Here is a 15,042-nt window from a genome sequence, read left to right as displayed (position 1 = left end):
GAGGGGTAGGGGGTGGATGGGTAAGGGGCTAGCAGCGGGCTGAGTTAGCTGGATTCTGGTGAGTCTTAAGCTCTGGTCGGGTGTGGATGAACGTACCCGTGGTTTGCCCTGAGAACGATACTATTAACAACAGTAACAACGTCCAAGGTAGCTCTGATATGGCTGGGTTCAATTGGTTTCAGCGCGGTTTCGACAAGTCTAACAGCGCCGATGCTGATGCTAAAAAGGACGAGGCTAAAGCCCCGGAACCCGCTCAAGCCCCTGCCCCAGCCACCCCGCAGCTCTCGTCAGAAGACTATTTGAAGTGGGCCAAGGCGGCCTACCAAAACATTCAAAAACAGCAGGCTGAGGTCAAGACCGAAGATGCAGTTGCCGAAACAGCACCCGCTGAAGCGGCAGAAGAGGCAGCGGCTGAGGTGGAGGAGGCTGATGCTGAAGCCAGTGAAGTGTCTGTCGCTGATGAGCCAGTCGTTGAGACTGAGATTGCAGAACCAGCGGAAACATTGGACGCTGAGACAGATGCGGCCATTTCAGAATCCCTAGAAATCGCTGAATCTGCCGTAGAACCTTCTGTCGTCGAACCCGCTGCCGAAGCTGAAGTCCCGACTGAGGAACCAGCTGCGGTGAAGCCCGAGCCGGAGCCAGAACCTGCACCCGAACCCGCGACCCCCCGTCCCTTTTGGGCGCAGACGGAGGAAGAGCGCCAGCACCGTTTGGCCCAGCTAGAGGCAATGGCGATCGCAGAACCCGAGCCTGCACCCGTGGCTGCCGTCACTGCGCCGCCCGCTCCCGTCCTGCCCGATATCGACCTCGACGAAGCCTTTCTCTGGTCGGCAGAAGTCCTTGCCGCTCAAGGTCGCCGCCCCGACGACATCTCTGCCGAAGAAATTACCTGGCTCAACAAACTGCGCCAGGGATTGAATAAAACCCGCCTTGGCCTGGTCAACCAGCTCAAGGCGATCGTGGGCCAGGGGCCGCTCAATGACGACGCGGTGATGGAAATTGAGGCTCTGCTGTTGCAGGCCGATGTGGGCGTTGCCGCCACCGACAAAGTGATTGAGGCGCTGCAAGCCCGCATGCGCCAGGAGGTGCTGCCGCCCGATCAGGCGATCGCCTACCTCAAATCCATTCTGCGAGACATGCTTGATGCGCCCCTGGCCGACTCCCACAACCTGGCGTTTACTCCCGAAAAGGGCAGCTTCAACATCTGGCTGATGACCGGGGTCAACGGCGCGGGCAAAACCACCACCATCGGCAAGCTGGCTCACATTGCCAAAAAGTCGGGCTATAACACCTTGATTGCTGCCGCCGACACCTTTCGTGCCGCCGCCGTCGAGCAGGTCAAAACCTGGGGTGCCCGCAGCAATGTAGAGGTGATTGCCAACCCCGGGCAAAACACCGACCCGGCAGCGGTGGTCTATGACGCGATCGCCGCCTCACAATCTCGCAATATTGAGCTGCTGCTGGTCGATACCGCCGGTCGCCTGCAAAACAAAAAGAACCTGATGGATGAGTTGGCCAAGATTCGCCGCATCATTGACAAAAAAGCCCCCGATGCCCAGGTGGAAGCCCTACTCGTGCTTGATGCCACCCTGGGCCAAAACGGCCTGCGCCAAGCGGAAGTCTTTGCCGAAGCCGCCAATCTCAGCGGTGTAGTGCTCACCAAGCTTGACGGTACCGCGAAAGGCGGCGTCGCTCTAGCGGTGGTCGAGCAGCTGGGCTTACCCATTCGCTTTATCGGCGCCGGGGAAGGCATTGAAGATCTGCGACCCTTCTCCAGCTACGAGTTTGTCGAAGCCCTGGTAAGTGGTTAAGCTTTTCAAATCTAAAAGCGGCAGGTTTGTTGGCTTCTAATTTCTGGTTTGCAGATTAGCGGGCCGGTTGATGGGTAATATTGACACAGTTTTATTTTGCTCTAGGAGAAGTAAAAGTGAAATACTTCAACCCCAAGACAATGAAACCAAATGCCAATCAATTCTATGAAGCCGTAAAAGACAAAATCAGCGTAGAAGGCCAGAAAGGTGTTGCTTATCAAGCTGTACGAAGCCTCTTTATGCAAGCCGAATCTTTGTATAGAACGCTTGATTTTGTTACTAACGAACAAATCTTCACGAAGTCTGGAAAGTACCTTACTCACCGGCAAGAGAACGATGCTATTGCTTTAACGGCAATGTACGCGGGTGAGCTCAGGACGGAGCTTATTGATAAGTTGATAAAAGAAGACGATTCAATCAGTGATTCAGATCACCTGATTCTCCAAATGACTCTAGAGATTTATAAAACAACTTGTGAGGCTAACTATGGAGCTTTAGGCAATCCAAGATGGATTGACGATTAAATCATTCAATTTAAAAAATCAGCGCCCCAAGCCTGAAATAGGTTTAGGACGCTGATTTTATAGCCCTCTATAGCTAAGCCATCACGTGGCGCTGGGTGAGCTTGTCGAGCTGCTTCACTAGCAGGCTGAGGAACAGACCCACATCGGTCACCACCCCGGTAGACTCTAGCGAACCGCGATCGGCCAGCTTCGTCACCACGGCAGGGTTGATGTCAACGCAGACCATCTTCACGCCTGAGGGGGTCATGTTGCCGACGCCGATCGCATGCAGCATCGTCGACAGCATGAGAATCAGGTCGCAGCCTTCAATCAGCTGGGCGTACTCAGCCTGGGCGGCGAGCAGATCCATCTTAGTGTCGGGCAGGGGGCCGTCGTCGCGAATGGAACCGGCTAGGGAGAAGGGCACATCGTGCTTGACGCACTCGTAGAGCACGCCGCGAGTCAGCACGCCCTGCTCGACCGCGTTGGCGATGCTGCCGCAGCGGCGAATGCTGTTGATTGCCCGCAGGTGGTGACGGTGACCGCCGCGCACTGAGGTGCCCTGCTTCATGTCAACCCCCAGGGAGGTGCCCAGCATGGCCTGCTCGATGTCGTGGACGGCGATCGCATTGCCCCCCAGCAGCGCCTGCACATAGCCCTCGCGAATCAGCCGCCCCAGGTGGTCGCCGCCGCCCGTGTGAATCACTACCGGGCCAGCCACTACAGCCACCTTGCCGCCCTGGTCACGCAGACGGCGCAGATCCCAAGCTACCTGTTCGACAATCAGCTCGACCCGGCGCTCGCTAGAGACCCCCGAGCCCATAAAGCTAAATTCTTCGGTGATGGCGGCGGCACGGCTGCGGTCCTTGGTGCTGCGCACGCTGCGAATGCCGTCATAGCCGACAATCACCTGGTCGCCCACTGCCAGGTCACGCAGTAGCTTGCAGCCAGCCACCGGTTCAGACTCCGACACCACAATGACGCCATCCATGCGCTGGCCCTGCACCCGCACCCACTGGCCTCGCACCCGCACCTCGGTGGGGTAAATGGTGGAACTGTAGAAGTCGTCGGGGGCAACCCCGGCCTGGGTAATGGCCACCAGGTGGGCATCCTGCTGTTCTTCAGGCAGCGCTACTGCACCCAGGTCGATCAGCTGGGCCATGATCTCGTCCATCACCTCGCGATCGGGGGCCGAGACGCGAATTTCTGCCGATGAGGTGCTCTGGCGCTGCTCGCCCAGATCAAAATTCAGCACCTGGAAGCTGCCGCCGCCCTCCATCACCAAATCCAGCGCCCGGCTGACCAGGCCAGAGTCGAGCAGGTGGCCGGTCATGGTGACGGTGCGAGCGATGATTCCCTTTTCTCCGGCGGGTTCGGGGTGCCAGGGCTCGGTGACGCGCAGGGTGAGGCACTTGGCGGCACCCCCGGCCTTGAGAAACTCGGTTAGGGGCGTTTCTACCACCTCAAAGCCCACATCGGCCAGCTGTGTCTTCAGCTCATCGCTGGCCTTATTCATGATTACGATGCGATCGACATTCACCGAGTTGCAGGCGAAGTTGATAGCATCGGGCTCGTCAATAGCAATGCGCTTTTCGGGGGGCACCCGCAGCTCAATCAGCCGATTTGAATAGGCGTCAAAGGCGGGAGGGTAGTAGAGCAGATAGCCGCCGGTCAGTGGGCAAAAACAGGTATCGAGATGGTAAAAGCGCTCATCCATCAGGTGCAGCGACAGTACTTCGATGTTTAGCCACTCGGCCACCAGCCCGTGGGAGTCTAGCTCGGTGCGAAAGCCGTAGCCTGCCCACAGCCAGCGCCCCTCGCGGTCGAGCAGGGCATCGCCTGCACCTTCAAAGGGCAGATCGGGAGGCAGGGTAAACACCTGGTGACCTTGGGCTTCAAACCATTCTTTAAAGAAGGGCTCCTCGCCCTGACGCTCGGGGTGCAGAAAGCGGCTGAGCACCACCTGATTGCCCAAGATCAGCCCGGCATTGGCGGTAAACACCATGTCGGGCCAGCCCTGCTGAGGCTTGACCAGATTGACATCGGCGCGATCGGCAATGATTTGGTAGAGGCTTTGCCACTGCTCTTGGGCGGCTTCAATCGACGAGCGGTGAATGTTGCCCTCCATCCAGGGGTTGATGACGTAATCCACCTCGTAGTGATGGGGGGCGCACATGAGAAAGCGAATGGAGGAGGTCATAGGAATGTGCCGACGTGAAGAGAATCAAAGCAAACAAACGAACCGAGCAACGAAGCCCATGCCAGGAGATGCTTAAACTAAACAACGCTGGGGGCCAACATAATATTTTAGCCCTCAGCGCAGTCAGTATATTTGGTTGTCATGAGTCCCTGTGTATTACGGCAACAGGTTGCCTACTCATGCTCTGAGGGAAGGTCAATGAAGAAGTGGGCCTCCGTCAAGCGATTGCTGGTCATGATCGCGCTAGTCAAACTGCCGTGATGCAGACGACGGGCAGTGGCTAGCTGAGCATTGCTAGCGAGGGGCTGGGCCTCAAAAGTAGAGCTAGGTACAGCGGCCATGCTCACAGAGACTGGTACTAGCGATGAGCCGGTTGCCAAATCAGCGGCTTCAGCTTTGTTGCCCGAAGAGTCAAACCCAACAGCCAGCATAAAAGCCGCCAGACCAATCACCAAAGCCAGGCGAACATCAATAACTTGCAGCACCCGAAAGGCAGCGTCTTGGATAGATGTCCAAAGGGTAGACGATGACTCAGTATCGTTAAACAAGGTTAAGCTCCTCGAAACGCCAGTGACCGGGGTAAAGATTTGCCAAGACCGGTACACCGAGGCATTGACTAACCTTTCAAGGCTTCTACTGAGGCATCCGGTCTTGTTCGCGGCTTTCTCAATAGTTACCCTTAAGTATTGTTATACACATAACGTCACGAAGTCACAAGTTGTTGCGCCCATCCCAAAATCGCTGCGAAGAGTTCCGAATGCCCTCAAACCCCCACAGCGCATATGGTTGAAGCTCTTAACAGCTATTGGGTATGAATTTTTGTAAACCATAGAAAACTCCTAGAGTTTGATCTATTCCATTAGCTAGATGGCGTTCATCCTAAAGGCCTGATAAAGGGTGGTCTTCTAGTCTAAATCGGCTCCAGCCAGAGGGAAAAAATCCAGCCGCCGTCGAGTAGCTCTGACCAATTACCGGAGGTGCGACCGGTGATGGTCACAATTGAGCCGTTAGGCACGCTTCTGACGACGCCAAACTCAGTGCCGGGGCCGTCAAATACAGAAGTCGAGTCGCCGTCGGTGACCACACGTCGTTGGCGGGTTCCGTTGGGCGGTGGGGTACTGGGGGAAGGGCTGGGGGAAGGGCTGGGAGAAGGGAGCGGCGTTGGTGGCGCAGTGGCGCGGTAAAGGGCTTGCCAGGTTTCTGCATTCACAATGCCGGTGACGGGCAGCCCATTCACTCGCTGAAACTCGCGCACGGCATTTTGAGTCGTCTGGTCGTAGATGCCGGAGACGATAAAATTGGACGGCAAGAAACCAGCCTGGCGCAGCAGTCGCTGCAATTCCATCACGTCGGCGTTGGGGTTGGTGCCGGGGTTGGGGTTGGGCTGGTTGGGGTTGGGCTGGTTGCCGCCGTGAATGGGGCCGCTGTATTGAATGTGGCCACTATCAACCCAGTTGCCGTTGGTGAGCTGAGCCCAGCCGTTGCTAAACCGCCCGGTTACTGGAATGCGGCTGCCGTTGATGTACTGCCCGACGATCTGATAATTGAGGCCAGGGCCGTTGCGAATGTTAAGGGCAAAATTCTGCGGAGTGACTACCGTGGCCAGGTTATTTGCGTTGTCGGCGGGGGGAGTTATACCAGCTCCAGGAACAGGAGACCGGCTGACTAGGTTGCCTGCGACCCAGGTGGCATCGACTAGCTGCACCCAGTCGTTGCGACGTGCGCCAGACAGTTGCAGGGGGCTGCCTCTTCGTGCGCGACGATAGACGCCATTGTTGGTGCTTGGCCCCCAGCGCACGTTGAGGGCGTACCCCTCGGGAGTGTTGACGTAGACGGTGCTGCCCCAGAGGTGCCCGTTGGCTAAAGCCGGTGCCCCCAGGCCGCTACCGAGAACGATCGCCCCTACCGCGATCGCCAACGACCGATTCCGCAGGGGCCTGCTGCTCGCTGACGCTACCTGTGTTCTGCCTTGCTCAGGTGCTAACGGCAGAACTGAGGCAGAACCCGCTGGGACAGTATTAACATCTGGGTGCGTTTCCCAGAGGAGCCAAAGAAGGCTTTGGGCCAGGCTATCCATAGGTCAACGGTGGTGGCGGAAGGAGTCGGCAAAACCACCTTAATCATAGTAGTTTTTGCCGGATTCTTAGGGATTTTTACAGAAAACGCGGGTTTGCTAGGGCGATCGCCTCAAGCTAGTCACAGACTTTCTACCCCAGCCTTATGCATAGGTTGGCCCCAGCGGCGGCACAATCAGCAGGGTGAGCCCGTAGCGGCCCACTACCGTCACCCAGCTCGACGGAGCCAGGGCAATGCCGGCGTCAATGACTCCCTCATAGACCCGAGCAGGCCAATAGGTACCTTCGTAGTAGACTCGCCCTTCAAGCTGAGCAGTAATGGGGCGCTCTACCCGTGCGGCTTTGGGAGTTTCAAAAAGTTCTAGAGTGTGGGTCAGATTCATCGCTATCCTCCCGGTGATGTCTCAGATGGAGTGTGTACTTACTCAATAAGTGATGGTTGGGCGCAGAGTGTGACAGCCCAATGTGCGTAGCGGTACTCCAGGGCCATATTCATAAGAACGGTGCTCCAAACCAGTGGCCGTAGGCTATGGGCAGCTCCTGATGCCAACAAGGGTTTTGAACCAGGGCTGCTCTAGACCAGTAATGATGGACGATAGAGGGCACAGCCTTGGCTAAACGTCATCCCTGTGACAGATATTGAAGCGTTAGCAGTCTAAAGACAGAAGGAGCAATACATGGCTATCGCGTCGCTCTTTTACCGACATTTATAGGTAAAAATCACCAAAACTATGCCTAAGTTGGCGTGGATTTCCTTTGCGTCACTGCGTTTTGCCGTAATGAGACTACGGCAAAGCAGAATTATTTATGGTATAAATAACTAAAAATAGCGCCATTACCTCAATGCCCTATCCCACACTTCTAGCTACCCCTGATAACTACGGTCTGCTGACGGATCTGTACCAGCTCACCATGGTGAGCTGCTATGCGGGCGAGGGCCTGGCCGATCGCCGAGCCAGTTTTGAGCTATTTGCCCGACGGCTACCCCCCGGCTATAGCTATCTGATTGCCATGGGGCTGACCCAGGCGATCGACTACTTGAACAATCTGCGGTTTTCGGAACGCCATTTAGAGGCCCTGCGACAGACGGGGCTGTTTGACCGTGCCCCCGACGAATTTTGGCAGCGATTGAGCGAGGGAGGCTTTACGGGGGACGTGTGGGCGGTACCCGAGGGTACGGCGGTGTTTGCCAACGAGCCGCTGCTGCGGGTAGAAGCGCCCCTATGGCAGGCCCAGATTGCAGAAACCTACCTGCTCAATACGCTCAATTACCAAACCCTGGTGGCCACCCGGGCCGCTCGCCTGCGAGATGTGGCTGGGCCTGATGCCAGGCTGCTGGAGTTCGGCACCCGTCGGGCCTTTAGTCCCCAGGGGGCTTTGTGGGCAGCGCGGGCGGCCCTGGCGGCGGGCCTCGACGACACCTCTAATGTGCTGGCGGCGTTGGCGCTGGGGCGCAAGCCAGCAGGCACCATGGCCCACGCCCTGGTGATGGTTTTTACGGCTCTAGAAGGCAGTGAGGACGAAGCCTTTGCGGCTTTTCAACGCTACTTTCCGGGGTCGGCGCTGCTGATTGATACCTACGACACGGTGGCGGCCGCCGAGCGGCTAGCGGCTCAGGTGCAGCGCGGAGAAACCCAGGTCGCCACCGTACGGCTCGACTCTGGCGACCTAGTGGCGCTGTCGCAGACGGTGCGATCGCATCTGCCCAACGTCAAAATTTTGGCCAGCGGCGACCTGGATGAGTATGAAATCGCTCGCCTCAAGCAGGCTGGGGCGGTGCTCGACGGCTACGGCCTGGGCACTAAGCTGGTGACGGGCGAACCGGTGAATGGGGTGTATAAACTAGTCGATATCGACGGTACGCCTGTAATGAAAGAGGCCAGCGGCAAAACCACGCTCCCCGGACGCAAGCAAATCTTTCGGCGCTATGACGGCGGGCAGGCGGTGGGCGATCGCCTCGGCCTGCTCGAAGAAACCGCCGCCCCCGACGAGCAGCCGCTGCTTCAACTGGTAGTCAAGCAAGGGCAGGCCATGCAGGAGCTAGAATCGCTGGATGCGATCGCCGCCCGCACCGCCGCCTCGGTGGCCAGTCTGCCCGCCGCCGTGCGCCAGCTCGAGCGTCCGGCTGACTATGGCGTAGCATTGTCCGATGCCCTGGTAGAGCTAGCGGCCCGCACCCGCCAGCATCCCCAATCCCAGCCCTGAGGATGGCTTTATGACCGCAACCGATGCTCCGGCGCTTCGCATCGCCCTATTTGGCACCAGTGCCGACCCGCCCCACCGAGGTCACGCCGCCATTCTCGCCTGGTTGGCCACCCAGTTTGACCATGTGGCAGTGTGGACGGCCAACAATCCCTTTAAAGCACACCAAACCCCTCTGGGCGATCGCTTCCGCATGCTAGAGCTGCTGATTGACGATCTGGCGGTGCCGTCCCACCGGGTGCAGGTGCATCCCGAACTTAGCCACATGCGCACGGTAGTTACTTTGGAGCGATCGCGGCAGGTCTGGCCCCAGGCCGAATTCTCCTTGGTAGTGGGGGCCGACCTAGTGGAGCAGCTGCCCACCTGGCACCGGGCGACCGAAATCTTTGCGGCGGCCAGCATTTTGGTGATTCCGCGCCCCGGCTACGACCTCACGGAGGTCAGCCTGGCCAATCTGCGTCAGCATACGACCGTCACCGTGGCCGAGATGCCTGCGATCGATGTGTCGTCGTCCCGCTATCGCCAGTGCGACGGCATTCCCGCCGACACCGCCCCCGAAATTCCCCCGGCGGTGCAGTCTTACATTGCTCAACACCACCTCTACCCATGTCCGCAAAACTCCACCGCACCTCTGACCACCCCCTAAGCCCGATGCCCTTGGCCGACTTTAAAGTGGGAGTCGACAACGTGATTTTTTCTGTGGATACCCAGCAAAACCGGCTGCTGGTGTTGGTGGTGATGCGCCACGACGCTCCCTTTGCGGGCCACTGGAGCCTGCCCGGCACCCTGGTGCGCCAGGGCGAATCCTTAGAAGCCGCCGCCTACCGGGTGCTGGCCGAGAAAATTCGCGTCAACACCCTTTATCTAGAGCAGCTCTACACCTTTGGCGGTCCCGATCGCGACCCCCGCGAGTCGCCCCAGGCCTTCAACGTGCGCTATCTCTCGGTCAGCCACTTTGCCCTGGTGCGTTTCGAGGATGCCGAACTAATCGCCGATGGCGTCAGCGGCATCGCCTGGTATCCCCTGGCCCAGGTGCCCCAACTCGCCTTCGACCACAACGAAATTCTCACCTACGGCTACCGGCGGCTGCGCAACAAGCTGGAATACAGCCCGATCGCCTTCGACGTGCTGCCCGAGGTCTTTACCTTAGGCGATCTCTACCAGCTCTACGTCACCGTTTTGGGGGAAGGGTTTTCCGATTATTCCAACTTTCGCGCTCGGCTGCTAAAGCTGGGTTTTTTGCAGGATACCGGCCAAAAAACCTCGCGCGGAGCAGGCCGACCCGCCAGCCTCTATCGGTTTGATGCCGCTGCCTTTGAGCCCTTTAAAGAAAAGGCAATGGTGTTCATTTGAGAGAGATGGGGAAATGGGGAGGAGGTACGAATCTTAGAACATGTGGGTTAGTGGATGAAAGCCAGGGCACCTAAAAACCGAACGCTCGATCTCACTGCTGAAGAGCGAGATATGTTTTTGCGGCGATTAATTAACTTGAATTGTGAGCGCCCCCCGACCGAAATCCTCAATCGAACCATTTGTCAGGATTTGTTGGGGGCGCTGCCCTACTTACCCAAAAACTTTGTAGATTTGCTGATTGTTGACCCGCCCTACAATCTCACTAAAGATTTCAACGGCAGCAAGTTTAGGCAGTGCGATCGCCCCACCTACATCGCCTGGCTCGACAGCTGGATTTCTCAGCTCAAACCTGTGCTTAAGCCCAACGCTTCCGCTTATTTTTGCGCCGACTGGACTACCTCAACCGTCATGTATCCAGTGCTAGAAAAATACTTTACTGTCAGAAATCGAATCACCTGGGAGCGTGAGAAAGGACGCGGTGCCCAAGCTAACTGGAAAAACGCCAGTGAAGATATTTGGTTTTGCACCGTTTCCGAAACCTACACCTTTAATGTGGATGCCGTAAAGCTCAAACGCCGGGTGATGGCTCCCTACAGAAATCTGGCCGGGCAACCTAAAGACTGGGACGATACGGGTTCAAAAAACTACCGTCTCACTCATCCTTCTAACCTTTGGACTGACATTACCGTGCCCTTTTGGTCAATGACTGAAAACACCGATCATCCCACTCAAAAGCCTGAAAAACTGGTGGCAAAATTGCTGCTGGCCAGTTCCAATGCAGGCGATGTAGTGCTCGATCCTTTTCTCGGCAGCGGCACGACCGCTGTGGTCGCTAAAAAGCTAGGGCGACAGTATGTAGGCATTGAGCAAGACCCCGATTACTGCTGTCTGGCCGAAAAACGTTTGACCTTAGCCGACCTAGACCCCACCATTCAGGGATACGCCGATGGCGTCTTTTGGGAGCGCAACACTCTGGCGGCCCAGCGCAGTCGCCCCAAAAAGTCTATTTCCTCGGAAGCCTGATTATCCCCCGCTAGATTGCCGGTGGCTGAAGCCGCAGCTGACCGACAACCTAGGACGATTACCGCCAGCGTTTTGGTCGAAATCCTTTTTTATCTATTAACTCCTAATAACTCCTATGAAATTTGCGATCGCCCAGCTCAACCCCACCATTGGCGACCTGGCCCACAATGCCCAGCAGGTGCTCGATGCCGCCCGCCAGGCCGATCGCCTAGGTGCCCAGGTGCTCATCACCACCGAGCTGGTGCTGTGTGGCTACCCACCCCGCGATCTGCTGCTTCAGCCCAGCTTTATTCAAGCTATGGCCCACACACTCGATGTCTTAGCTGCCGATTTGCCCCCTCACCTCGCCGTGCTGGTGGGCTATGCCGCCGCCAACCCCAAGGCCCGCTATCACGGCGAAAAGCCCCTGTTCAACAGCACCGCTCTGCTCCAGGGCGGCAAGGTGCAGCAGGTCTTTCACAAACAGCTATTGCCCACCTACGATGTCTTCGATGAGCACCGCTACTTCGCCCCCGGCCAGGGGCCGAGCAGTTTCACCATTCCCTTGGGTGATTGGGGCCTGCGCATTGGTGTCACCATCTGCGAAGACCTCTGGAACGACGAGGAGTTTTGGGGCGGGCGCAGCTACCCCCGCAATCCGATCGCCGACCTGGCCGATGACCACGTCGATGTGGTCATCAACCTCTCCGCCTCGCCCTACTCGGTCAACAAAGCGCAGCTGCGAGCCTCCATGCTGGCTCACAGCGCCACTCGGTTTCGCTGCCCCATTCTCTACGCCAACCAGGTCGGGGCCAACGACGACCTGATCTTCGACGGTACCAGCATGGCCTTTAACCGCCAGGGCGATCTGGTGGCCCGGCTGCCCTCCTACCAGGCCGGGCTGGCGGTGGTGGAGTACGACCTCATTCAACACGACCTCTGCCCTGGCGACATTGCCCCCCTGCCCGCCGACGAAAATGAGGCGATCTGGTCGGCCCTGGTGCTGGGGGTGCGCGACTACACCCACAAGTGCGGCTTCTCTAAGGCGGTGATTGGCCTCAGCGGCGGCATTGACTCGGCGCTGGTGGCGGCGATCGCAGCCGCTGCCCTCGGCCCTGCCAATGTGCTCGGCATTCTCATGCCCTCTCCTTATAGCTCTGACCACTCGGTGACGGATGCGCTGGCCCTAGCCCAAACCCTGGGCATTGACCAAGAAACCCTGGCGATCGGCCCGCTGATGGCCGACTACGACCAGGTGCTCGATCCCCTCTTTTCGGGCACCAGCTCCGGCCTCGCCGAAGAAAATATTCAGTCGCGCATTCGCGGCAACCTGCTGATGGCGGTTTCGAATAAATTTGGTCACCTGCTACTGTCAACCGGCAACAAGTCAGAAATGGCGGTGGGCTACTGCACCCTCTACGGCGACATGAACGGCGGCCTGGCGGTAATTGCCGATGTGCCCAAAACGCGAGTTTACGCCCTCTGTGAATGGCTCAATCGGCAGGTGGGTCAGGGCCCCATTGCTGCCCTGGGTGAACTATCGGAGCGGGTTAACCACCTCACTGACGCCCTAATTCCGCAAAACATTCTCGAAAAACCTCCTAGTGCCGAACTCAAGCCCGGTCAGGTCGATCAAGATTCGCTGCCGCCCTACGATGTGCTGGATGACATTCTCGATCGCCTGGTGCAGCGCCACGAGTCGGTAGCCGATATGGTCGCCGCTGGCCACGATGCCGCGGTGGTAGACAAAGTTTTGCGGCTGGTGTCGCGGGCCGAATTTAAGCGACGGCAGACACCGCCGGTGCTGAAGGTGACCGATCGCGCCTTTGGCCTGGGTTGGCGCATGCCCATCGCCAACCGCTGGAAGAGCGAGGTGAAGCCGTTGGTTCAACCGTCGCCTGCTGAGCAACTGTTAGAGGCTTAAGGGTGTTTGAGCTGGGTTGACCGTTAGCTCCGTTCGGGTCAATAACGGTGGAGCTGAACGGAGCTGAATTGGTGGCTAGGGCGATCGCGGCATTCGCTTTGGCCTAAGTTTTTGTCCCCAGGAAGCGAGGTGAAACGCTCCTGCAATATCCGCTAGCTAAACAACCTCGGATAAATCCGCAGGGCGGCCAGCCTGGCCATCACCACCATCCACCCGACCAGCCAGAGCAGCAGCAGGGGCCACCAAGGGGGCAGACCCAGGGGCCAGCGCAGCAGATCGACCAGGGAGGCCAGGGGCAAAAGCGAGGCAAACTTGGCCAGCAGCGGCGGCAGCGTATTGCGCGGAAAGTAGGTGCCGCAGAGGGTAAACATGGGGATGACTACCAGAAAAATCGGCACATTCACCTGGTCAACTTTGCTCACAGACCCAGTTACCAGCAGGCCAAAGGCTCCAAACAGCAAGCTGCCAAGCACGATCAGCGGCAGCGACAGCACTAGGCTAGAGAGGTCATACAGATTAGCAAGCACCGCGACTAGCCCGGTGAGAGTACCGGCAATGGTGCCCTTGGTGGCCGCCCAAAACCAGTCGCCCAAAAACACATCGGTATAACTCAGCGGAGCCGTCAGCAGCGCTTGCCAAGTCTTTTGAAAATTGAGCCGAATGAAGCTGCTGTAGGCTCCCTCAAAAAACGACTGAAACAGCACCCCGATCGCAATCATTCCCGGAGCCAAAAATTGTGCGTAGGGAATCACTTGCCCTAAATATTCCACATCGCCAATTAGTGGGCTGAGGCCATAGCCAAAGGCTAATAGGTACACAATCGGCTCAGAAATGGGCGGCAGGCAGCTCACCAACCAGGTGCTGCGATACACCTGAAAGTGTCGCCACCAGACCGAATACACCCCCCAGGGGGTAGCGGTAATCAGCTTCATTCCAGCACGCTCCCAGTGAGTCGCAAAAATACGTCTTCTAAGTTGGCGGGCCGCCGCAGAAGGCGGCTGGGGTGATGGGCGGCGATCGCATCCCAAACCACCTCAGGATCGCGATCGGGTAGCGTCACCTGGTGACCGCTGCCAAAGGCCCGATACCAAGTTCCGTGGTGGGAGGCCAAGTCCTGGAGAATTTGGGCCTCAACCCCCTCGATCTCGGCTACCTCGCGGCCAATCACTCGCGCGACCAGATCGGTGGGGGTGCCTTCGTCAATCACTTTGCCCTGCTGAAGGAGCAGGAGGCGATCGCACAGCCTTTGGGCCTCATCCATATAGTGGGTGGTCAACAAAATGCCGCAGCCGCTGGCCTTGAGGTGCTGCACCAACCGCCAAAAATCCTGACGGGCATCGGGGTCGAGGCCGGTGGTGGGCTCATCTAAAAACACAATCTTGGGCTGATTCAGCAGAGCGCGAGCTAGCACCAGCTTCCGCTTCATGCCGCCCGACAGCTCACTTACCTGAGCTTCGGCCCGGTGCTCTAGATTTACTAGGGCCAACAGTTCCCCCGCCCGCTGCCGCGCCGCCGCCCCGGTAATGCGGTAGTGATGGGCAAAGTGGGTGAGGTTTTTAAACACCGTAAAGTCGGGGTCGAGGTTGTCTTCCTGGGTGACAATGCCCATTTGGGCGCGGGCCAGTTGCCCCTGCCCCGGCAGCTGCCACGGCCCAAACTGCACAAACCCCTTAGTGGGAATGACGGTGCCAAACAGCATGCCTACCGTGGTGGTTTTGCCCGCCCCGTTCGGCCCCAGCAAACCAACAATCTCACCCGGCGCCAGGGAGAAGCTAATGCCCTGCACCACCGCCTCGTCGCCATAGGTTTTCCAAAGGTCGTAGGCCTTCAAGGTCAGCGCATCCGACACGGTTTGCTCCTAAAGAACTTCTCTAAACGTTTTGCAAAGGCTCGACGGTATACCCTTTCCCCGACTATTTACCGCTTACCCCCTGGCACTCTAACAAAATCCCTTTCAAACCATCCTGAT

General features: G+C 57.9%; 13 protein-coding genes. 7 read left to right on the top strand and 6 right to left on the bottom strand.

Annotated features, from left to right (window positions below; genetic code table 11):
* Positions 1–158: 158 nt before the first annotated feature.
* Together ftsY and H6F57_RS24240 are read left to right on the top strand one after the other, a co-directional pair.
* Positions 159–1,814, top strand: coding sequence for a signal recognition particle-docking protein FtsY (gene ftsY, locus H6F57_RS24245; protein WP_190630936.1), 1,656 nt, complete (start codon positions 159–161; stop codon positions 1,812–1,814).
* A 116-nt stretch (positions 1,815–1,930) separates the two neighbouring features.
* Positions 1,931–2,338, top strand: a complete 408-nt coding sequence (locus H6F57_RS24240) for a hypothetical protein (protein WP_190630934.1) — start codon at positions 1,931–1,933, stop codon at positions 2,336–2,338.
* A 73-nt stretch (positions 2,339–2,411) separates the two neighbouring features.
* Here H6F57_RS24240 and H6F57_RS24235 read toward each other — a convergent pair whose 3' ends face one another.
* The 4 genes from H6F57_RS24235 to H6F57_RS24220 all read right to left on the bottom strand — a co-directional run bounded on the left by H6F57_RS24235 (position 2,412) and on the right by H6F57_RS24220 (position 6,975).
* Positions 2,412–4,517, bottom strand: coding sequence for a TIGR00300 family protein (locus tag H6F57_RS24235; protein WP_190630932.1), 2,106 nt, complete (start codon positions 4,515–4,517; stop codon positions 2,412–2,414).
* A gap of 173 nt (positions 4,518–4,690) precedes the next feature.
* Entirely contained in the window at positions 4,691–5,065 is a 375-nt protein-coding gene (locus H6F57_RS24230) for a hypothetical protein (protein ID WP_190630930.1), read from the bottom strand.
* Between the two features lie 362 nt (positions 5,066–5,427).
* Positions 5,428–6,435 carry a peptidoglycan-binding protein gene (locus H6F57_RS24225; RefSeq protein ID WP_190630928.1) on the bottom strand — a complete coding sequence of 336 codons (1,008 nt, stop codon included), beginning with the start codon at positions 6,433–6,435 and terminating at the stop codon, positions 5,428–5,430.
* Positions 6,436–6,735: 300 nt separating this feature from the next.
* Complete coding sequence (locus H6F57_RS24220; protein ID WP_190630926.1) at positions 6,736–6,975, bottom strand: NfeD family protein; 240 nt, start codon at positions 6,973–6,975, stop codon at positions 6,736–6,738.
* A gap of 460 nt (positions 6,976–7,435) precedes the next feature.
* Between H6F57_RS24220 and H6F57_RS24215 the strand changes: the two genes are divergently transcribed.
* From H6F57_RS24215 to H6F57_RS24195, 5 genes are all read left to right on the top strand, one after another.
* Positions 7,436–8,797, top strand: coding sequence for a nicotinate phosphoribosyltransferase (locus tag H6F57_RS24215; RefSeq protein WP_190630924.1), 1,362 nt, complete (start codon positions 7,436–7,438; stop codon positions 8,795–8,797).
* A gap of 10 nt (positions 8,798–8,807) precedes the next feature.
* Complete coding sequence (locus tag H6F57_RS24210) at positions 8,808–9,440, top strand: nicotinate-nucleotide adenylyltransferase (RefSeq protein WP_190630921.1); 633 nt, start codon at positions 8,808–8,810, stop codon at positions 9,438–9,440.
* On the top strand, positions 9,401–10,147 hold the full coding sequence (locus tag H6F57_RS24205) for an NUDIX domain-containing protein (RefSeq protein ID WP_190630919.1): 747 nt from the start codon (positions 9,401–9,403) through the stop codon (positions 10,145–10,147). Before H6F57_RS24210 ends, H6F57_RS24205 begins: the two co-directional genes overlap by 40 nt.
* A gap of 54 nt (positions 10,148–10,201) precedes the next feature.
* Positions 10,202–11,170, top strand: coding sequence for a DNA methyltransferase (locus H6F57_RS24200; protein WP_190630917.1), 969 nt, complete (start codon positions 10,202–10,204; stop codon positions 11,168–11,170).
* A 115-nt stretch (positions 11,171–11,285) separates the two neighbouring features.
* On the top strand, positions 11,286–13,073 hold the full coding sequence (locus H6F57_RS24195; RefSeq protein WP_190630915.1) for an NAD+ synthase: 1,788 nt from the start codon (positions 11,286–11,288) through the stop codon (positions 13,071–13,073).
* A 152-nt stretch (positions 13,074–13,225) separates the two neighbouring features.
* Here the strand turns inward: H6F57_RS24195 and H6F57_RS24190 are convergent, their stop codons facing one another.
* Together H6F57_RS24190 and H6F57_RS24185 are read right to left on the bottom strand one after the other, a co-directional pair.
* Entirely contained in the window at positions 13,226–14,005 is a 780-nt protein-coding gene (locus tag H6F57_RS24190) for an ABC transporter permease (RefSeq protein ID WP_190630914.1), read from the bottom strand.
* Entirely contained in the window at positions 14,002–14,922 is a 921-nt protein-coding gene (locus H6F57_RS24185; protein WP_190630912.1) for an ATP-binding cassette domain-containing protein, read from the bottom strand. Before H6F57_RS24185 ends, H6F57_RS24190 begins: the two co-directional genes overlap by 4 nt.
* Between the last annotated feature and the right edge of the window lie 120 nt (positions 14,923–15,042).

The sequence above is a fragment of the Leptolyngbya sp. FACHB-60 genome (assembly GCF_014695775.1).
Lineage (GTDB): Bacteria > Cyanobacteriota > Cyanobacteriia > Phormidesmidales > Phormidesmidaceae > Nodosilinea.
Note: the sequence above shows the minus strand (reverse complement) of the source record. Positions and strands in the feature narration are given on the sequence as shown.